General features: G+C 60.2%; 18 protein-coding genes, 1 tRNA gene and 1 pseudogene. 16 read left to right on the top strand and 4 right to left on the bottom strand.

What is annotated here, in order from left to right; translation table 11 throughout:
- Positions 1-230: 230 nt before the first annotated feature.
- Positions 231-1,721, top strand: coding sequence for a DUF1254 domain-containing protein (locus A9974_RS21550; protein ID WP_220806066.1), 1,491 nt, complete (start codon positions 231-233; stop codon positions 1,719-1,721).
- A gap of 115 nt (positions 1,722-1,836) precedes the next feature.
- Positions 1,837-3,291 carry a DUF1254 domain-containing protein gene (locus tag A9974_RS21545; protein WP_183006212.1) on the top strand — a complete coding sequence of 485 codons (1,455 nt, stop codon included), beginning with the start codon at positions 1,837-1,839 and terminating at the stop codon, positions 3,289-3,291.
- Between the two features lie 104 nt (positions 3,292-3,395).
- On the opposite strand, the gene A9974_RS21540 is transcribed toward A9974_RS21545, so the two are convergent.
- From A9974_RS21540 to A9974_RS29525, 3 genes and pseudogenes are all read right to left on the bottom strand, one after another.
- Positions 3,396-4,115 carry a hypothetical protein gene (locus tag A9974_RS21540; protein ID WP_183006211.1) on the bottom strand — a complete coding sequence of 240 codons (720 nt, stop codon included), beginning with the start codon at positions 4,113-4,115 and terminating at the stop codon, positions 3,396-3,398.
- A 120-nt stretch (positions 4,116-4,235) separates the two neighbouring features.
- A complete protein-coding gene (locus tag A9974_RS21535) occupies positions 4,236-4,727 on the bottom strand; it encodes a substrate binding domain-containing protein (protein ID WP_370539672.1) in 492 nt (163 codons plus the stop codon).
- An 81-nt stretch (positions 4,728-4,808) separates the two neighbouring features.
- A pseudogene (locus A9974_RS29525) lies at positions 4,809-4,892 on the bottom strand (hypothetical protein); the annotation flags it as partial.
- Positions 4,893-5,058: 166 nt separating this feature from the next.
- Between A9974_RS29525 and A9974_RS21530 the strand changes: the two are divergent.
- The 8 genes from A9974_RS21530 (at position 5,059) to A9974_RS21495 (ending at position 13,198) form a co-directional block, all read left to right on the top strand.
- A complete protein-coding gene (locus tag A9974_RS21530; protein ID WP_255468279.1) occupies positions 5,059-5,799 on the top strand; it encodes a GntR family transcriptional regulator in 741 nt (246 codons plus the stop codon).
- A gap of 14 nt (positions 5,800-5,813) precedes the next feature.
- Positions 5,814-6,671, top strand: a complete 858-nt coding sequence (locus A9974_RS21525; protein WP_370539667.1) for a sulfite exporter TauE/SafE family protein — start codon at positions 5,814-5,816, stop codon at positions 6,669-6,671.
- Positions 6,671-6,988: a DUF1634 domain-containing protein gene (locus tag A9974_RS21520; RefSeq protein ID WP_183006208.1), complete on the top strand. Its 318-nt coding sequence runs from the start codon at positions 6,671-6,673 to the stop codon at positions 6,986-6,988. Before A9974_RS21525 ends, A9974_RS21520 begins: the two co-directional genes overlap by 1 nt.
- A gap of 867 nt (positions 6,989-7,855) precedes the next feature.
- Positions 7,856-8,326, top strand: a complete 471-nt coding sequence (locus A9974_RS21515; protein WP_183006207.1) for a helix-turn-helix domain-containing protein — start codon at positions 7,856-7,858, stop codon at positions 8,324-8,326.
- A gap of 182 nt (positions 8,327-8,508) precedes the next feature.
- Positions 8,509-8,633: transfer RNA gene (locus A9974_RS21510), tRNA-OTHER, on the top strand.
- A gap of 171 nt (positions 8,634-8,804) precedes the next feature.
- A complete protein-coding gene (locus A9974_RS21505; RefSeq protein WP_183006206.1) occupies positions 8,805-10,463 on the top strand; it encodes an ATP-binding protein in 1,659 nt (552 codons plus the stop codon).
- Positions 10,456-11,898, top strand: coding sequence for a UvrD-helicase domain-containing protein (locus A9974_RS21500; protein ID WP_183006205.1), 1,443 nt, complete (start codon positions 10,456-10,458; stop codon positions 11,896-11,898). The genes A9974_RS21505 and A9974_RS21500 overlap by 8 nt, the downstream gene beginning before the upstream one ends.
- Before the next feature lie 1,060 nt (positions 11,899-12,958).
- The gene (locus tag A9974_RS21495) at positions 12,959-13,198 is read left to right on the top strand and encodes an HAD family hydrolase (protein WP_183006204.1); all 240 of its coding nucleotides are present in this window, start codon (positions 12,959-12,961) and stop codon (positions 13,196-13,198) included.
- Positions 13,199-13,773: 575 nt separating this feature from the next.
- Here A9974_RS21495 and A9974_RS21490 read toward each other — a convergent pair.
- On the bottom strand, positions 13,774-14,406 hold the full coding sequence (locus A9974_RS21490; protein ID WP_183006203.1) for a TetR/AcrR family transcriptional regulator: 633 nt from the start codon (positions 14,404-14,406) through the stop codon (positions 13,774-13,776).
- A gap of 254 nt (positions 14,407-14,660) precedes the next feature.
- On the opposite strand from A9974_RS21490, the gene A9974_RS21485 reads away from it, so the two are divergent.
- The 6 genes from A9974_RS21485 (at position 14,661) to A9974_RS21460 (ending at position 19,522) form a co-directional block, all read left to right on the top strand.
- Positions 14,661-15,554 (top strand): NAD(P)/FAD-dependent oxidoreductase, encoded by an 894-nt coding sequence (locus A9974_RS21485; RefSeq protein WP_183006202.1) that lies wholly within the window; start codon positions 14,661-14,663, stop codon positions 15,552-15,554.
- Positions 15,555-15,926: 372 nt separating this feature from the next.
- The gene (locus A9974_RS21480; protein ID WP_183006201.1) at positions 15,927-16,889 is read left to right on the top strand and encodes a tripartite tricarboxylate transporter substrate binding protein; all 963 of its coding nucleotides are present in this window, start codon (positions 15,927-15,929) and stop codon (positions 16,887-16,889) included.
- 79 nt (positions 16,890-16,968) lie between these two features.
- Positions 16,969-17,628, top strand: coding sequence for a glutathione S-transferase family protein (locus tag A9974_RS21475; RefSeq protein WP_183006200.1), 660 nt, complete (start codon positions 16,969-16,971; stop codon positions 17,626-17,628).
- Positions 17,629-17,640: 12 nt separating this feature from the next.
- Positions 17,641-18,423, top strand: a complete 783-nt coding sequence (locus A9974_RS21470) for an aldolase (protein ID WP_183006199.1) — start codon at positions 17,641-17,643, stop codon at positions 18,421-18,423.
- A gap of 159 nt (positions 18,424-18,582) precedes the next feature.
- Positions 18,583-19,140, top strand: a complete 558-nt coding sequence (locus A9974_RS21465) for a helix-turn-helix domain-containing protein (protein WP_183006198.1) — start codon at positions 18,583-18,585, stop codon at positions 19,138-19,140.
- 16 nt (positions 19,141-19,156) lie between these two features.
- Entirely contained in the window at positions 19,157-19,522 is a 366-nt protein-coding gene (locus A9974_RS21460) for a cupin domain-containing protein (RefSeq protein ID WP_183006197.1), read from the top strand.
- The last annotated feature ends 13 nt before the right edge of the window (positions 19,523-19,535 follow it).

Below are 19,535 nucleotides of genomic sequence, written 5' to 3'. Positions count from 1 at the left end.
GCGTTGCAGACGAAATATTTTTTTTCGGAAAAGCCTCGCGTAAAACGGTCCTTCACGAGCGGTGCTGCGCGACTATATTCATCCGTATTAAAAATCGTGATAATCTGGCTCGGTATTTTCTTTCGATGCATTCGCAGTTGGGACGTTCAAGTGACTTATCAATAATCATTGTTAAGAAACCCGTATGGCGCTCAAGGCAATTTGCTCGACTCTGGCAGTGGCTTCCCTGATTGCGGGGTGCGGCACGCCTCCTGCCCAGAAATCCTCCCGGTACGATCAGCTTTCGCAAATTCCCCCTGCAAGAGGGGTATCTTTCCAAAGCGGATTCCGCAACGCTCAAAGATGAATTGCTCTATCAGCGAGCCGTCCAAAGCTACTTGTGGGCGCAACCGGCGCTGAATATCTTCGCCATGAAGGAAGGATCCGAGCGGCTGTTCGGCAAGGGCTACAACGTCCTTCCGGTGTGGAAAGAACGGCTCAATGCCAACACGCTGGTCACGACGCCGAACTCGGACGTCATCTACGCGATGGGCTATCTGGATTTGAAGCAGGATGGGCCTATGGTGCTGGAGGTGCCACCGGGCCTTCAGGGCATTCTTGACGACTTCTTCCAGCGTCCCATATGCAATCCGACGCCGGTGACGGAGAAAACCTGGTATCCCGAGCCGTACGCCAAGGATGTCTGGTGCGGCGACGTGGGGTTGCCCGGCCCCGACAAGGGCAAGGGCGCAAAGTACCTGGTCATTCCGCCCGATTACCAAGGCCAGATCCCCAAGGGTTATATCGTCTACAAATCGCGCACCTACAACGTCTTCGTTTTCTGGCGCGCATTCTTCAAGGACCCCGCCAATCTCGGCGACCCGGTCGACCTGATCACCCGCACCCGAATCTATCCGTTGGGTAAAGAGGCATCTGCCAAACCCATGCAGTTTCCGGATGGGTCCAAGGCAGCGCCCAACATGCTGTACCCCACCGACGGCACGGCCTTCGACATGTTGTCGCGGTTCATCGACAGCGAATACGTGGACCCCGTCGACGCCGATATGCGCGGCATGCTCGCCAGTATCGGGATCATCAAGGGCCAGCCGTTCAATCCCGACGCCCACACGCGGGAAATCCTGGACAAGGCTGGCAAGACCGCCTACCGGATTGGCCGCGCGATCGCCTACGATCCTCCGCCCGTCGTCCCCAACACGCGCTGGTATTCCGACCGGCAATGGGTGAATCCCTTCCCGGTCAACACCGAGTTCACCGGGCCTTCGTTCAAGTACCTGGATCTACGGACCGGCTTTTTCGCGCTGGCGTATTCGGCCAGCCCGGCGATGGCCGTGAACATGGCGGGCATGGGCGCCAAGTATCCCGTCGCGTTCCGGGATGCCGACGGCGACCCGCTATCCGGCGGCAAGTCCTACCGGCTTCACCTGCCCAAGGACATTCCTGCGGGCATCTTCTGGTCCGTCACCGTGTACCGGCCCGAAACCGCAGCGGGCCTGGCCAACGGGCAGCCATTCCCTTCCATCAACACCATGGACCGGCCCGACGTCAATCCTGATGGCTCGACCGATATCTATTTTGGCCCCACCGAACCGGCGGGACACGGCAAGAACTGGTTGAAAACCGTTCCCGGCTCGGGCTTCTTTGTGATCCTGCGCCTGTATGGGCCGAAGCAGCCGTTCTTCGACCAAAGCTGGAAACCCGGCGATGTCGAGAAGCTGAAGTAGCAAGCCGAAGGCGCGCAGGCTTGGCCTGCGCGCGCCCTGGCCCGATCTCTGCGGATCCCGCCTGCGCCACGCGACGGTACGGCGGCCACACATGCATTCAATCTGGGATGAAACGATGAAACGCACCTTCCTGGCCGCCTTGAGCCTGAGCTTTGCCGCGGGTCTGCCCGCCCACGCCGCGGATACCGCCGCGCCGCCTTCCTACCCGTTCAACAAAGGTTTCCCGACTGAAAAGGCCAGCCAGCGCGCGCGCGACGACGCCGCGTTGCAGCGCGCGATCGTGGCGTACCGCTTCTGGTATCCCACCGTGTCCGTGGAAGGCATCTTCAACGGCAACCGGGCCGTCGGCATTGAAGACGGCAAGCAGTGGGGCATTGCCGCAACGGGCCCGCGCCAAGTGGGGTTCACGCTCAATTCCGATACGCCGTACGGTTCAGGCGTGCTGGATTTGAAAGAGGGTCCGATGGTGATCGAATTGCCTCCCGGACCGTTCATCGGCCTGGTGGACGACCACAACCAGGGCTGGGTGCTGGACATGGGCCTACCCGGTCCCGACGCGGGCAAAGGCGGCAAACATCTGGTGCTGCCGCCGGGATACTCCGGCAAGATCCCCGAGGGCTACTACGTCGGGCACTCGAAGTCCTTTAAGAATCTGGTCGCCGTCCGAGCCTTGCCAGCCGAAGGCGATTTGCAAAAGGCGCTGGACGGCCTGCGCAATATCAAGATCTACCCGCTGGCCAGCGCCGATAACCCGCAACCCCTGACTGCCGTCGACACGTCCAAAAAGGCAATGGACAGCACGTCATTGCGCTGGGAAGACAACTTCCAATTCTGGGAGCAGCTCAACGGCATCATCCAGGCCGAAGCACGCGTTCCCGAGTTTTTGCCCATGTACGGTCTGCTGGCGGAACTTGGCATCGAAAAGGGCAAACCTTTCCAACCCGATGCGCGCACCAAAGGCATCCTGACGCGCGCCGCGCGCGAAGGTCGGGACCAGATGCTGGTGGGCGCCTTCGCCAGCACGCGACCGGATCGCAAGAACTGGCCGGATCGGCAATGGGAGTGGGCTGGCCTGGTGCCGACCAACGCGCAATTTGAAACACCGGCGGGCATCGACCTGGAAGCGCGCGACCGCTGGTTCGCTCAAGCCATCGTGGCGTCGCCCGCCATGTTCCGGCGCGATGCCGGCGCCGGCTCTTTGTACTGGCTGGGCGCGCGCGACAGCAAGGGCGCCTATCTGGATGGCAGCAAGCAATACAAGCTGACGATTCCCCAGCCCGTGCCGGGCAAGCTGTTCTGGTCGGTCACGGTGTATGACGCCGCGACGCGTTCGCAAGTTCAGACGGACCAGGACATGGCGGCCCTGCGCTCGCTGTTCGAACTGAAGGACGTGGACAAGACCAAGCCCGTCGAGTTGTACTTCGGGCCCAAGGCGCCCAAAGGCGGCGAAAATCGTTGGATCAAGACGTCGTCTGGCAAGGGGTGGTTTGCCTACATCCGCATTTACGGGCCTGAACCGGCCGCCTTCGACAAGAGCTGGAAGCCGGGGGATATCGAACAGGTGAAGTGACACCCGTCGAAAGAAGCTTGCGCGTCCTGCCTCCGTCCGAGAGCGGGGCGCTGGAGTTAGTGACCCTGCCCGCAGCAACCCGCTCCGAACTGGGTGCGTGTTATTTACTTGCCTTGCGCGTCGCCACCGATCTTCCTGGCCGTCAGTGTCACGGTGAAAAACTCGTTAAGCTTATCGGCCGGAACGGCATCCAACTGGTTGTTTCCATAATCAGCATGTTGCCCGCCCTCGAATCGAGGGTAATAGCCTTTCCAGAAATGGCGCGCCTGTGTACCGCCCGCGAGCACTTTTTTCGCAGGCAGCCCGGCTACGAATCGCGTATCGGCGATGTCCGCTCGCGCTCGCAAAGCGACGCGGGCTTCTGTCAATGCCCAATGGCATACCCCCCGTCCGTAATAGTCCTCATCGAGCAGCATGTCGGCATACACGGTGCCCACGTACTCGGTGGCGGATATACGGGAAAGGCGGAACGGTTCGTGGCTGGACAATGTCGGCACGTGGCCGGACAGGGCGTTGGATTTGCCACAGCGGGCGCCGTTGCTGGCGTCGAACTGCACAGTGCCCTCGACTACCGTAAACGGCGATTTGCCGTCGGCTGCGCTTGAGAGATCGGACGCATTAGCAAGTGTGAGCCGTATTTCATAGGCCTGCGTCGGCGCGGGGTTCAGCTTGCGCAGCGGTGGTGTGCGCGCGTTGGATGCGGCGTCGGCTTTGGCCGGGCTGTCGGCGTAAGTAGACCCGCATCCGGCGGCGGCCAGCAGGACCAGCGTCGGCAATGCCCAACGTAAGGCAGGCGACGAAAAATATCGAAGGGCGCGCGACAATGTCGATGTTTCCTATGCTAGCTATTGGAAGTTCATTCAACGGCGGGCGAACGATTCGTCCAGAATCGCTGCGCCGAGAGGGGGATTATCGCATCGCGCATGGGATCCTACGCCGCAACCCTAAGGCCGGCTGGCGCACGTCGGCGTGCTGAGACACCCATGATCGAATCCGCTCAGCACGGCGGCGCGTAGCACCTGGCCGTCATTCGACTCCAGCAGGCCCTGCACATGAATACTGCGCGTTTCCTGGCCTCTGCAAAAGTTGAGCTCGTTCGGGCTGTTGGCATAGGTGTAGAGCAGAAGATTGCGAGTTGCCAGATCATCGACGCTGGCGGGCACGCCATAGGTATTAATGTAGCCGGGCGACGCGGCAAGAATGCGGCGTGTGGCTGCCAGGCGTCGGATAGTTACGTTGGAGTCTCGTTCGAACTCGCGGGTCCGGATGGCGACGTCGATATTGTTGTCGATCAGGTCGTGGTACGGGTTGGAGACTTCGATATACACCCGCACGTTCGGATAGCGGGCCGTGTACTCCTTGAGCAAGGGAGCGATGTGATGCACGGAGAATGATAGGGAAGCCGTGACGCGCAGAGTGCCTGTCGGATTGAGCACCGTGGCGCTCGCTGCTGCCTCGGCGTCTTTGATGTCGACCAGCACGCTCTTGCAGCTCTGATAGAAGTTCTGCCCGGCCTCCGTCAGGCACAGGCCGCGCGTACTGCGCGTCATCAGCCGGGCGCCGATTCTGGCCTTCAGCGACGCCAAGTGCCGACTTGCCGCCGCGTTAGAAACTCAGTGACGCGATGCCGTTTATCCGGTCCGCGGAAGGGCGCCACGGCAGCCGATAGCGCGGCAAAGCCGCAGCTTGGAGTCCATGCCGCAATGGGTAGCGGTACACGATTTGGCGCCGTTGACATCGTGACGTCACGATGTCATGATGTCTTCCATGAAACCGACACTATTGGGCAGCACGCCCCTATACGCGCAGGTCGAAGCGGGCCTGGCCGCCGAGATCGCTTCCGGTGCGCTTCCCACAGGAGGCCAGCTTCCTGCAGAAGAGCAGTTGATGGGACGCTTTGGCGTGAGCCGCACGACGCTGCGCAAGGCGATAGAGAACCTGGTCGGACGCGGCCTGGTCGAGATACGGCGCGGCAAAGGGACGTTCGTCGCGCAACCGCGGCTAACGCAGGAATTGACACAACTTACGGGTTTTGCGGAGGACATGATCGTCCTGGGCAAAAACCCCACGGCGCGGTTGCTGGATAAGCGGATCGTGGAGGCGGACAGCACGGTCGCTCAACAGCTCAACTTGCCGGTCGGCGCCAAGGTCTACCGGATCGAACGGCTGCGGCTGGCCGACGGCGTCGCCATGTCATTCGACGAAACCTACCTGCCGCTGGACATCGGCGAAAAAGTGGTCAGCCATGATCTGGACGTCGAGCCGATCTTCGATCTGCTCGAAAACAAATACCTGGTGCCATTGATCGAGGCACGGTACCAGTTGGAGGCGGTAACGGCAGAGGCGAACGTTGCCGCCGCGCTTGGCGTCAAGGTCGGGGCACCGATTTTTCTCATCGTGCGAACCTCGTTTACCCTGGGCGGCAAGCCAATAGACTATGAAAAGCTGTTCTATCGGGGAGACCTGATCCGGTTCTCCACGACGCTGCTGCGCCCGGCTCGGCAGTGATGGAGTCCCCGTTCGTGGCCGTATCCACTACCCTTTGGCTATTTGCCGCGGCTTTTGGCGCAAGTGCGCTGGGCGGCGTGCTCGGCATGGCGAGCGGGATCTTCATCGTGCCGATACTTACCCAGCTGTTTGGGGTGGACATTCATGTGGCCATCGGCGCCAGCCTTGTTTCCGTGATTGCATGCTCCTGCGGCAGCGCAGCTCCCTTTCTCAAGGCGCGGCTGACCAATGTGCGGCTCGCCATCGTACTGGAAACCGCCACGACAGTCGGCGCGCTGACGGGCGTTCTGCTCATCGGCATCCTTCCAACGAAGGTCCTGTATGTCCTGTTCACCGCTATCCTTGTGCTGTCCGCGCAGCAGATGCTAGCCCGGCGCCGGGAGGTGCTCAACACTAGCGTGCCGGATGCTCGCAGCTGGGCCACCAGGCTGCGCCTGCACGCGCAGTTCCCCGATCGCGCGCTTGGCAAAGATGTGGCCTATCGCGTGGGCCGGGTGCCGTTGGGCCTTTTCTTCATGTACGGCGCAGGCCTGATTTCCGCGCTGCTGGGCATCGGCTCGGGCGCACTGAAGATTCCGGCAATGGATACGGCCTTGCGGCTGCCGATCAAGGTTTCCTCGGCCACTTCCAACTTCATGATCGGTGTCACGGCCGCCGCCAGCGCGGGCGCTTACCTCGTGCGGGGCGACATCGACATCGGCATTGCCAGCCCCATCGCGCTCGGATCGGTGGTCGGCGCCGTGGCGGGCGCGCGCCTGCTGGTACGGCTGCCGGCCGACAAATTGCGCCTCTTCTTTGTGGTCGTGCTGGTCCTTCTGGCCGTGCAGATGATGCTTAGCGCCTTTGATATCTCCATTCCGAACGGCCATTGATGAAACAGTCCATCCCCGCAATCGAAAAGAACGACCGGCTGATCGCTGGCCTGCTTGGGTATGGCACCTGGGTGGCTTCTACCATCATCGCGGCGGGCATGGCCTTGATGGCGCTTGATCAACTGGGACATGGTCTGGCTTTTCCGCAAGGCGGCTTCGGTCTGCTCAAGGCTGGCGTTGCGCTCTTTATCTTGCTGCCGGTGGCACGTGTGGCGCTGCTAGCCTGCATGTTCCTGCGCGACCGGGACTTCCTCTTTGCCGGGCTTTCGGCTTTCGTGCTGGCGGTCATGGGGGTAGGCGTCCTGCTTGCGCGGTGAGGCCCCTGCGCCTTGATGGGGCTAGTCCGAGTCTCCCGGCGCGCGGCGGTCGCGCACGGCGTCTTGATACTGTGGCACCACACGACGGCCACGGGCCGCAAACGCCTCCGTGTCATTAATGCCAAGCACGACGTTTCCTACTCTGGCAATTCCCTGTCTTCAACAAAAAAGGCGAACTTTATTCCAGCTGCTCAGGGTATGAGTAGCAGGAATAAAGTTCGCCTTTTCTTTGTAGGGGGTAGGGCGATTTACTGAGAGCTAGAATTTCGCCGTTTCGATAAGTGGCACTCTTGCACTGCTGATTTTTATGTCAAAGTTCGCCTTTTTGACGGTGCTGTCAGAGCGACGCAACCTGTTGGCCGACGATTTGCTTGCCCTAGACTATGTCGGTTCTCCGCCAGGAGCGGAAATTCGCTTGGTTGATTCCAATACCCGGTGAAGGCTAATTGCGGTCGTCCTGCGTCGGCGACCCCGATGACTGCTCCTGCCGTAGGCGGCAATTTGCGCCCAGAGGTATGGACGCCAGCACGAAGGCGCTCAGGTGGCACGTGGCCAATCTTCGGGCACTAACTTGTGTCCGTCGCGCCAACGCTTGCGGTTAAATAGGGGAGTTATGTGGTACTCCCCCGGGAGAGCACAGAATCTGGGAGGGGGGGGCCGAGGGACTTCTCCGGGGGCGTCCCGAAATTCCCCCAAAGAATAAGGACACCAAGTAATCAGGATATAGGGACAAAACGACACGTCAACACACAAAAGATACGCCCGGGGGCGGTTGCGCCGTTCTCCCCCTGCCTGGTCCCAAAGTCTTGTCAGGATGCGGCCGGGCCGAGATACTTATCTCAACACGTCAGCTCGAAGGAAACAGTGATGACCGCAGTCAAAAAAGCAGAGGGGCAAGAGGTTGATAAAAGTGTCGCAGCGAAGTGGAGTGCGCCGCTCGCAAAGGCTGGTTGGACTTCTATTCCGAACGTCATATTTGAGAGGCAACAAGCGCTGGGGCTGTCTCCGCTCGACATCAACATCCTTTTGCACTTGGCCGGCTACTGGTGGAAGCCGAAGGACTTTCCGCATCCTTCCAAGGCTACCTTGGCCAAGGCAATCGGCGTGACACCCCGCACGATACAGAAGCGGATAGCCGGCATGGAGGCCGCGCAGTACATAAAGCGTGTCGCGCGCAAGACTAGTTCAGGCGATAACGACACGAATGAATATGACCTCTCGGGGTTGATAGAACATGCCAAGCCGTTTGCTCAGGAGCGGATTGAAGACCGGGAACGCCGTAAGCGTGAGCAAACTGAGCGGCTTACCAGGAAGAAGCCGCTAACGGTGGTCAAGTAAAGAATGCGCAGTTTGCAGGTTTTGCGACGTAGCTCAGAAGGAACGAGCACCAACGCTCAAGCCGCCCGCGGAGGGTGGTTGTTCAAAGGCAGGGCATATGCCTGAACATGTGTTGGAGACTCAGGTTCGAGTCCTGACGTCGTAGCGGTACGCGTCGAGTCACCTTCGACGTGTGTGCAGTACGTGGTGTAGCTTAGAAGGACAAAGCGCCGACGCTCATACCGCTCGCGGAGAGTGGCTAGCGATGGTTGGGTGGGACCAACATCGTAACGCGTTGGAGACCCGGGTTCAATTCCCGGCATCACGCCCCATCGGGCAATGGGCCAATGTACAACGATATCGCTATCGTGCATTCCACTAGGTTCTCGTGTTTGCATCAAAACTGTCGTATCTCCGTGGGTGAAGCGTGTACATAAAGCAGCTTTTTATCAAGAGATTCCGTGGCATCCACCTACTCGCATGGTCACCGAGAAAAGGCGTGAACTGTCTTGTCGGACCGGGAGACAGCTGCAAGACGACAGTCCTGGATGCCATCGATTTACTGTTCGCAGAGCGCTACAACATCACGTTTGACGACCTTGACTTCTACGAGGGTGATACATCGCACCCCATTGAGATAAAAGCAGTCCTAGCTGAGCTTCCAAGGGAGTTCCTCCGAGATGACCGCTATGGGCTCCACCTGTCAGGATGGTCCAGTGGCGCCCCCGATAAGCAGTGGCGGGAGGAACCTAACGAGGCGGAAGGCATCGAACCGGTACTCGCGGTAGAGTTGGTCGTCGATAAATCGCTAGAGCCGGACTGGCACATAGTCACGCGGCGCAACGACGTGATTGACCGGAGCAAGAGGATTTCGTTCGAGGACCGTAAAGTGTTGTCGCCAGCCAGAGTTGGCGGCTACTCGAACCGCCATTTGTCTTGGGGTAGAGGGTCTGCCCTGCAGCGAGTGGGACCGTCGCCAGAGGAGCTGCCAATAACGCTTAGTCGGCTGATTCGCTCTGCCAGAAAATCGTTCACTCAGGAAGCGGCAGGCGCGTTTAGTGAACCCCTAGAGACCATCTCTGGTGAAATCGAAAAGCTTGGCGTCCAGTTTCAAAAAGGACTCGTCGCTAACCTCGATTTCGCGAGCATTTCCATGGGGGCAGGGGGAGTCGCCCTCCATGATGGTGAAATCCCTGTCAGGTGCATGGGTACGGGGTCGTCTAGGCTCGCTGTGGCCGCGTTGCAGAGTTCCGACTCCGGTGCCAAACAGTGCTTCCTTGTAGACGAGCTGGAGTACGGTCTGGAACCACATCGAATCTCGCTGCTTGTTTCGCACCTCAGAAACAAGGTTGTCAGCGGGGGGCAGGTGTTCATCACGACGCATTCTCCGACCGTCCTAAAAGAGCTGCGTCTCCCGGAAGTCAGTGTCTGCAGAAGGGACGGTAAGGACGGCCGACTCAGGATTCGGCAAGCCAGTAAAACTGAGACGGCTACAAACGATGAGCGTCGTTACACCCGCTACCAGGGTGAGGCGCTTCTATCTACAAAGATTCTTGTGTGCGAGGGGCAGACAGAGGTTGGCCTTATGAAGGGATGGGCCTCGACACTACCTTTGGACTTTCAGAGTTTGGGAGTAGCTGCGGTGGACGGTGGAGGTGATACTGCTGCTTTCGCGGCCGCCATCCACTACGCTGAGTCAGGTTATAAGGTAGCGCTACTCACTGACAGCGACAATCGGCCGGCGCCTAAGACAATTGAAGAATTCAAGAAAAATAAGGTAGAGCACTTTGAATGGGGAAATGGCCGTTGCACTGAGCAGGAGCTATTTCAAGGCGTACAGTCTGTCGAGCTGCGGAAGGCGCTCCTGAAGACGCTTTTATCTGACGACGGGTTCCCGGTAAAAGCGGGCTGCGGCCAGCTGAACGGAGCATTTAAGACGAACTTCCCTGAGCTTTCTGACGTCTTCCCGTACCTGAGCGACGCCAATAACGCTGGGGTGATTGGCCTGAAAGCCAACACGGAAAAGTGGATGAAGAAGAATTTCGACCTTTGCTTTTCCATCGGTCGAACGTACCTGCCGGATGTTCTTGCTCAGGCAGATGGGACGTTGGCTGCTACCTTGGAGGAGCTTCATTCGTGGCTTTTTGACGATGCTTGAGGAAACCGTTGAGCGGCTCTTGCGGTCCGGAGCCGGAACTATTGAGGCCCCGGCAGGAACAGGCAAGACAGAGCAGATTGCGAGGATTGCCGCCCTCGTGCCGGGGCGCTGGCTTGTTCTGACGCATACAATCGCCGGACGCGACGCACTGCGCAAGCGTCTGCTAAGCCTCGATGTTAGCGACGGAAAGGCTCATGTCGACACTATTGCGGCTTGGGCATTCAGATGGGCCTCAGCATATCCGGGAGCATCTGGTCTCGTAAAGACGGCAGAGGGTAAGCGCAAGTCCTGGAGCGAGGTGTACGGCGCGGCTGCCAAGCTCATAAATTCTGGCGCGGTCACCAGTGCATTGAAAGCATCCTATGATGGCGTGCTCGTTGATGAGTACCAAGACTGTTCAGTCGCACAGCACGCAATTGTCCTAGCACTGAAAGACATTCTCCGCTGCTATGTCTTCGGTGACCCACTACAAGCCATCTTCCAGTTTGAACGCAATAAGGCGGACGAGGCTGTAGTTGATTGGAGTGCTGTGCTCACGGACTTTCCGCTCCACGGCGCTTTAGAGATCCCGCATCGATGGGTGCGCGCTAGTAATGCTGAGCTAGGGCGGTGGTTGATTACCATGCGGGCATCGTTCCGCGCCGGCGGTATCGACCTTCAGTCAGCACATCATCTACCCCTGCGCTGGGAAAAGTGCCAGAAAGACCTAAATAGTCGAGAGCTGTCTTCGTATTGTCGAGTACGAAAACGGGGCGATGAGCTGTTGGCAATCATAGATACGAGCAAATCTGCCGTAAGGAGAGCCGAGCTCGCAAAGCACCTTTATGGGACCACCTTAGAGCCGGTAGGAGGACCATGCGAGATGACCTTCTATTCTGATGTGAGGCGCACCACCGGTTTAGAACGGGCTCTCGCAGTGTTAGACCTAGCAGGAGCTGTATGGAAAGGCGCTGATGCTTCGGGTAAGAAGAAGAGGGTGAGTAGCCTGCTGAACTCACCTAATCGTGTCGTGAATCCGCCGACAGAAACAGAGCTAGCAATATGTGCCGTGGCGCAAAGTGATGATTTCAGCGCCATTTCAAATGCCTTGAGTGTTTTCGCGAGGACCGAGCCGGTGCGGATTGTACGGCCAGAATTGCTCTTGTCGGTCAGAGCGACTCTGGAAATGCTTACGTCCAATCCAGACGTCGATATGGAAGACGCATGCTGGCAGGTAGCCAATCGTAGGCGGCAAGCCGGGCGCTCGATACGGGATAAATCGGTAGGCAGCACGTTACTGTTGAAAGGCCTTGAGTTTGACCATGCTGTCATCACGCCGGACGCTTGTGCGGCTGCATGTGACTGGTATGTTGCGCTCACTCGGGCAACTCGAAGCATTCGGGTGCTATCGCCTTCGCCATTTCTGGAGTTTCCTTCAAGCCTGGCGGCGGAATGACGTCAAGCGCGCCTGGGTTAAGTAACAAGCATTGAGGACGTAAGGGAAGCCGTCGGTTGAACATTGGCGAGGCTTATGCGAGGTGACTTGCCTACGCACTGCTCTCATTAGCTCCAGAATGGACGGGTTTGCTTCCTTCAAAGTCGCCAGGTCCGTTGCGAACCCATTGTGCTCATGAAGCGCTAACGCGACGGCACGTGACCTCGAGAATCCGCCCTCGCAATGCACGACTATCGAGATGTACTCGTTAGGAATGGTAATCCCCCCATAGACGCGTCGCCCTTCATGTGACCAATAACCCAACTCAGGCCCTATCCGGGCCGCCCAAACGGCTTTGAGTGAGCCCCGCTTCGAAAAATCGAATTCAAGACCGCCCAAGTTAATGCGGTCCAGGCGATTGTGCTGTGGCTGTCAGGACGAAAAGCATTTCCACACGGCCTCAACCCTAAGCGGACATTGAAAAAATTCGCTTTGAACCAGGTGGCCTGCGGCAGCCACCTGCCGACTTGTGAAAGGAAAAATTTTCGTGGCCATACGGCGCCATACTGAAATGGGGGAAGCTCGGAAGCCCGTAACAAATCAGGCATGGGGAGCTGGACCGAGGTAAGACATTCTTGTAAGCCTCTTTTTTCTCTGCCAAGGCACGTTAAACTCCGCGTTTCCTTGATAACTCTTCGATCCGGGCGCGGCATATAGACTGGTGGATCAGGTACGTTCGGGAAGTTGCAATTCGCGTTATAACGCTTGTCTCGGCAGTATTGTCGTCACTTGTCTACTTTTGTTGACGCGTTCTCGGACCCCGGCGACAGCTGGAAAACAAGGATAATTACGGGAGTATTCCGCCATATGGCACAGAAAATGCAGAAGCCTGAGAGCAAGAGCACCGGGCAGGAACTGCTGAGGCAACGGTGGATAGAAGGGGCGCCGCTGGTGGCGATCTGGGGGCAACAGGCGGGTTGGTCGCCAGCCATGCCTGACCCGGTTCTCTAAATAACGGTGTCAGACTACGTTTTCGACGAGCGCCCCTCAAAACGTAGTCTGACACCTTATTTGGGATCCAATGCTTGATGCCTATGCCATGAGTTATGACGTTGGAGCGGTAAAGCCGCAGCCACGCATCTATCAGTTCTTGCTTGAGAAACTGGACGTCGTTGCAGATGAGGTGTTGTTTGTTGGGGATACCGTTATCGCCGATCTAGAGGGGCCGAGAGTTTTTGGCATGCAAGCTTGTCTTCTCAATCGCTCTGCAGGTCAAACCCTTGCGGATATGCTGTTACCCAGCTTGCCGATAGGCCGGTAGATCGCGGAATACTTGACACTCCCAAGCGCTTTCTCTGCGCGGGCGGTCCATCGGGGGTAGGGGCACGAGGTGGCCGAGGGCGCTTTTAGGGGGAATTTGCGCGTTTGCGTTTGGCTGAATGCTCAGAATCGTTGAGACTTCGTAGCCTAGATTTAAGTACCGCACGGCGTAGAGCTACTAGCGTGGACCAGTATCCACGCCAGCGACGGCGAAACAGTGGAGGTTCAAACCGCGCTCGTTTGAGCCTGAATCATTCACTCAAGCCGACACCGCACTGCGGCTTGGGCGGTTCGCCGGAAGCGGCCATTCGTCAACGGCTGCTACCGACCCATTGCAGCCGGTCGAGCAGTCTCTGTTCGACGGGCAGGTATTGGAGTGGAACGGTCATTCCCCGCCGTCGCCAGGGATACCGGTCACCGGCCTCTGCGGGCGCTTAGAACCGTGCGCTGGTGAGGCGGCTTTTGCGCGCGTGCAGTGGCCTCGCCCATCGGCGTGCGCGCATCATCCACAGATTGATTAGAGCGAACAGGGTATGCAACTCTGCGGATTCTTCATCAAGCCGCGATAGCGCACTTTTAGATGCCTCCGTGCGCAGCGATGAACATGGCGACGGCCGAACGGCAATAGGATTCGATTTCGCTGTCATCCTCTGCTCTCGCCTCATCGAAGCGTGCGATAAGCAGAAGATCTGATCCTTTGAAAAGCGCGGCAAACAAGCGGGCGGATCGGCGAGCATCGGGTACGTTCAGAATCGCTTTCGCGTGCAACTTATGCAGCACGGCCTCGACTTGGGCGATGACATGGGCGGGCCCGGCTTCGTAATGGAGCTTGCTTAACGACTTTTGATTCGTCTTGTCGGCCAAAACCATGGCTTCGACACTACGGACATCCGGGCTTAACAGCGTGCGAAGCAGGGATGATCCCACCGCCATGAGCTGATCTTCGGCCGAACCGCCGACACTGTCAGAAAGGGCCAGGGGTGCAAATTGATGGCAGTGAGCCACCATGGCCGCGCTGAACAGCGCCTCCTTGTTCTCGAAGTGCCGATAGATGCTGAGTTTGGATATCTGCGCCCTCTGCGCGACCTTGTCCATGGTCGTCGCTTGAAATCCCAATTCCACAAAGAGTTCGCCGGCGGCGTCGACGATCGTTTGGCGAAGCGCTGCGTTGGCGGGCCGGCCGCGCCGGCCCTGGCTGTTTTCGGTCACGACAATTCCAGTACTTGACAGTATTCAAATTCTCCAATTACGATACCATTAAGTATCGCAATTTGCAAGACGCGGGCAGGCTTTGCCCGGGCGCTCACCGTTATCGGCATTGTCGGGCGGGTCAATACCGCCTTGGGCAACTCTCTTGCTAATGGCAAAGCCTCGCTCGCTGATCGTATCAAACGCGTATCGCGGAACGATGCTGCACACCACGCCCAGCCCAACCCTCCATCCACAACACGGAGTCCATCATCATGAAAGACGTCATCATCATCGGAGGCAGCTTTGCCGGCCTCGCCGCCGCGCTGCAACTCGGCCGGGCCCGCCGCACGGTCACCGTTCTCGATACCGGTCGGCCGCGCAACCGCTTTGCCGGGCACTCGCATGGCATGCTCGGCCACGACCACAAGCCGCCGCTGGACATCCTAGTCGAAGCGCGGCGACAACTGGCGCGCTATCCAACGATCAGCTTGGTCACTGCGCGGGCCGAGAGCGTGTCTGGCGCCGTCGACGATTTCCGCGTCATCACTGACGATCACGAAAGGTTGAGGGCTCGCCGCGTAATCCTGAGCTATGGTGTCGTCGATCAGATGCCTGATGTTCCGGGCTTTGCCGAGAACTGGGGCTCATCCGTCATCCCATGCCCCTATTGCGACGGCTTCGAAGTTGCTGACCAGCATTGGGGCCTCGTCTGGCCCGGCCCGCAGTCGATGAATCAGGTCAGGCTGTTTCACGATTGGACCGACAGGTTGACCGTCTTCGGCAACGGTCACGACATCACTGCCGACATACGGGCCGATCTGGCGGGCCGGAAGGTCCCTCTCGTTGATGGCCGGATCACCGAAATCGCACGTCACGGGAGCCATGGTGCCACCATCAAGCTCGATATCGGCCCCGATGTCGCGGTCGACATCCTGTTCGCGCATCCGCGCAACAAGCCGTCCGTAAACCTGCACGACGCACTGGGCCTTGCCACGGTCAATACGCCAACCGGCATCGCGCTTAAGACCGACGAGCGCCGTGAAACCAGCATGCCGGGCATCTACGCCGCCGGTGACCTTGCCAACCCCGGCATCCCCTCGGTTACTACGGCGGCATGGCAAGGAGCGATGGCGGGTATCTTCGTTCAGCAGTCGATGCTGGTTTAAGAGCGCATGTGACCGGCAGTTTGTGGCCGAAGACAGTCATCGTGGGGGGATCCCTCCGGCCACTTTCTTGGGCGGGAAAAGAAAAAGCCCCGAAAGGTTCGGGGCTATTCAGACCTAGTTATGTCACCGCTTATCGCGAAGTTCGCCTTTCTTCAATCTGGAGGCGGTCCATCTGCGCAGAATAGAAGATGATCTCCGCACAGTGGCTGGTGTTGCCCGCTGAAGCCAAAAGGCGAACTTCAACGACAAAGGCGAACTATATCCCCGCCCCTCAGGGTATCCCCCAATCACATTCCTCTTGCGGAAAATCAATCTCCTATAGGAAACTTTGTGTCATAGCCGCATCCGAGCGGCGGACACAAGGGGAAGGGTATGAAAAGCAAGATCATGGCCGCCGCGCTGGCGTTGGCGGCGGGGTTGGGCGGGGCGGCGCAGGCGGCGTATCCGGATCATCCCGTCCGGCTGGTGGTGCCCTTCGGGGCGGGCGGCATCACGGATATCGTGGCGCGGCAGGTGGGTAAGGGCATGGGCGATGCGCTGGGCCAGAGCGTGGTGGTGGAAAACCGGCCGGGCGCGGGCGGGGTGATCGCGGCGCAGGTGGCGGCGGCGGCGCCGGCCGACGGGTATACGATTTTCATGGGCACGGTGGGCACGCAGGTGGTGAACCCGCTGATCTACGCCAAGCTCAGCTATGACGCGGACAAGTTCGTGCCGGTGGGGCTGGTGTCGGGGTCGCCTTACCTGCTGGCGGTGCGGGGCGATCTGCCGGCGGCGAATTTTGCCGAGTTCGTAACGTACGCCAAGGCGCATCCGGCCAAGCTGAATTTCGGGTCGGCGGGCACGGCGAGTTCACCGCATCTAGGGCTGGAGTTGCTGAAGCTGACGGCGGGGGTGGACATCGTGCATGTGCCGTTCAAGAGCGGCAGCGAGGCAGTCAATGCGGCTATCGGCGGGCAGGTGGATGTGGTGATGGACGCCAGTCCGGTGATCATGCCGCATGCACAGTCGGGCAAGTTGCGGGCGCTGGCGGTGGCGTCGGATCAGCGGTTGCCGTCGGCGCCGCAGGTGCCCTCGGCCAGCGAGGCGGGCGATGCAGCGTTGCAGATCAGTTCGTGGAACGCGTTCTTTGTGCCGGCGGGCACGCCGCCGGCGGTGGTGGAGAAGCTGAACGCGGCGTTGCGCCAGACGCTGGCGTCGCCGGACCTGAAGGCGCGGCTGGCGGGGCAGGGCACGCAGCTGTACACCGGCGCGCCGGATGAATACCCGCGCTTTATCGCGGCCGAGAAGGCGAAGTGGGCCGAGATCGTGAAGCGCGCCAATATCAAGATGGATTGAGGATGGCGATGATGAACGGGGCCGAGACCCGGGCGACACGAAACGCCCACCTGATGACGCAGAAGATAGAGACGACCCGATGAGCACATTGCACCAGACGACCCGCGCCTTGCATCCGCTCGCCGGAAAACCCCTGGAATTGGCCGACACGCTGCGGTCGGGCAACGCCTGGAAGATCCGGCTGGCCTGCGGTTTCATGGGCCTGCGGTTAACGCGCCGCACGTTCGACATCGTGCAGGGCGACCTGGAGACCGAGGCGTTCGGCCGCATCAATCCCTGGCGCCAGGTGCCGGCGCTGCTGACGCCGGAGGGCGAGTGGCTGGCCGAATCCCAGGCGATCCTGTGGTACCTGGGTTGCGGCACGCCGTGGCTGCCGGAAGGCCGCCTGGAGCAGGCGCAGGTGGCCAGCTGGCTGAGCTTCGAGCAGACCCAGCACATGCACGCGTTCGCGCAGCCGCGCCTGTTGATCCATCTGCGCGAGACGGCGCGGGTGGACGACCCGGCGATGGTGCAATGGCGCGAAATCGGCATGCGGGCGGCGGCGTGGATGAACGCGCATCTGGCGGCCCGTCAGTTCCTGGTGGGCGAAGCGCCGACGATCGCGGATATTGCGTTGTATCCGTACACCAGTATGGCGGACCAGGGCGGTTACGACCTGTCCGCCTTTACCCATATCAGCGCCTGGCTGGCGCGCATGCGCGCGTTGCCGGGCTTTACGCCGTTGTTGGAAACGGCATAGGAAGGAGTCGAGATGGCCGATACGATGAACCTGGGCAAGGACGAGTTGATACAGCGGGCGCAGGCGGACATGCAGCGCACGCTGGAGACGCCGGACTGGACGCTGCGCCAGCGCCTGGCGCTGACCTGCCGCATTCTGTTCGACGGCGGGCATGATTCGGGGTTGGCGGGGCAGATCACGGCGCGCGCGCCGGAGCCGAACCGCTATTACACGCAGCGGTTGGGGCTGGGGTTCGACGAAATCACGGCGGACAATCTGCTGCTGGTGGACGAGGACCTGCGAGTGCAGGAAGGCGGCGGCATGCCGAATCCGGCGAACCGCTTTCATTCGTGGATCTACCGGGCGCGGCCGGACGTGAACTGCATCATCCATACGCATCCGCTGCACGTGGCGTCGCTGTCGATGCTGGAGGTGCCGCTGGAGGTGTCGCACATGGACAACTGTCCGTTGTACGGCGACGTGGCGTTCCTGAAGGATTGGCCGGGCGTGCCGGTGGGCAATGAAGAAGGCGAGATCATTTCGGCGGCGCTAGGCGATAAGCGCGCGATCCTGCTGTCGCACCACGGCATGCTGGTGGCGGCGGGCACAGTGCAAGAGGCCTGCGTGCTGGCGCTGCAGTTCGAGCGGGCCGCGCGCATGCAGCTCTTGGCGATGGCGGCGGGCAAGATCCAGCCGATTCCGCCGGCGCTGGGCAGCGAGGCGCATGACTGGATCCTGACGCCCAAGCGCTCGCAGGTGGGCTTTGCGTATTACGCGCGGCGGGCGCTGCGCCAGCATCCGGACGTGCTGGGCTGACTGGACGGGGCGTGTCGTCGCGCGGGAGCGACGGCCGGTCGGGGGCGCCCGATGGCGATGCGGCGGGCGCCCGTCAGGGGCTGCCCCGGGCGGGTCCGCTCGACGTAGGAGCCGGTTTCGGGCATTCTTACCGGTCGTTACCGCGTCCTTTTCCGCCCCATGATTGACCTGCCTCATCGTTTGCGCACGTTGCGTCGCCAGCAGTCCCTGTCCCTGGAACAGCTGGGCGAGCGCACGGGACTGACCAAAAGTTATCTCTCCAAGCTGGAACGCGGCTTGAGCGAGCCCTCGATTTCGACTGTGCTGCGGCTGGCCGAAGCCTACGGCGTGGGCGTGTCGCAGTTGGTGGGCAGCGGCGATGACGCGGCGCAGGACGAGGTGGTGAGCCTGGTGCGGGTGGCCGATCGCGAGGCGTTACAACGCCGCGATCTGGGCAGTGAATACCATTACGAGTCGCTGGCCGGGCGCCGCAAGGTCAAGGCCATGGAGCCTTTCCTGGTGCATCCGCCGCGCGAGTTTCCCGACGCGTCGGCGGTGTTTCCGCACCCGGGCGAGGAGTTCCTGCTGGTGCTCAAGGGTGCCATCGAGGTGCAGGTGGGCGAACGCGAGTTCCGCCTGGATACCGGCGATTCCCTCTATTTCGATTCCGAACTGCCGCATCGCATGCGCACGGTCAGCCGCGGCGCGGCCGAGGTGCTGGTGGTGGCGGCGCATTGATTCCAAGGAAAGCGCAGTGAAGCATGATCAATCGCGGCTGGTCCGCATCGATGCGGGCCCCCTCAAGAACCCGGTGCCCGGCAAGCCCAAGCGGCCGATTTCCGGCGACGCGGCGTTTCGCACGGTGACGGCGTTCGAAGGCAATGCCGGCCGCGCCGAGGCGGGCGTATGGGAAAGCACCGCGGGCAGTTTCCAGTCCAATACCACGGGTTATATCGAGTTCGGCTACATCGTCGAGGGGGCTGCGCGCCTGGTCGATCCGGACGGCACGGTGCACGCATTGACAGTGGGCGAAGCTTTCGTGATGCCGGAAGGCTATACGGGCCGCTGGGAAGTGGACACCTTCGTCAAGAAGATCTATTTCATCAGCCGCACGGTGTGAGGCCGAAATCCTC

The organism is Achromobacter sp. UMC71 (assembly GCF_014170305.1).
In the GTDB taxonomy this organism is placed as follows: domain Bacteria; phylum Pseudomonadota; class Gammaproteobacteria; order Burkholderiales; family Burkholderiaceae_B; genus Achromobacter.
This window is presented reverse-complemented; position numbering and strand designations above follow the sequence as displayed.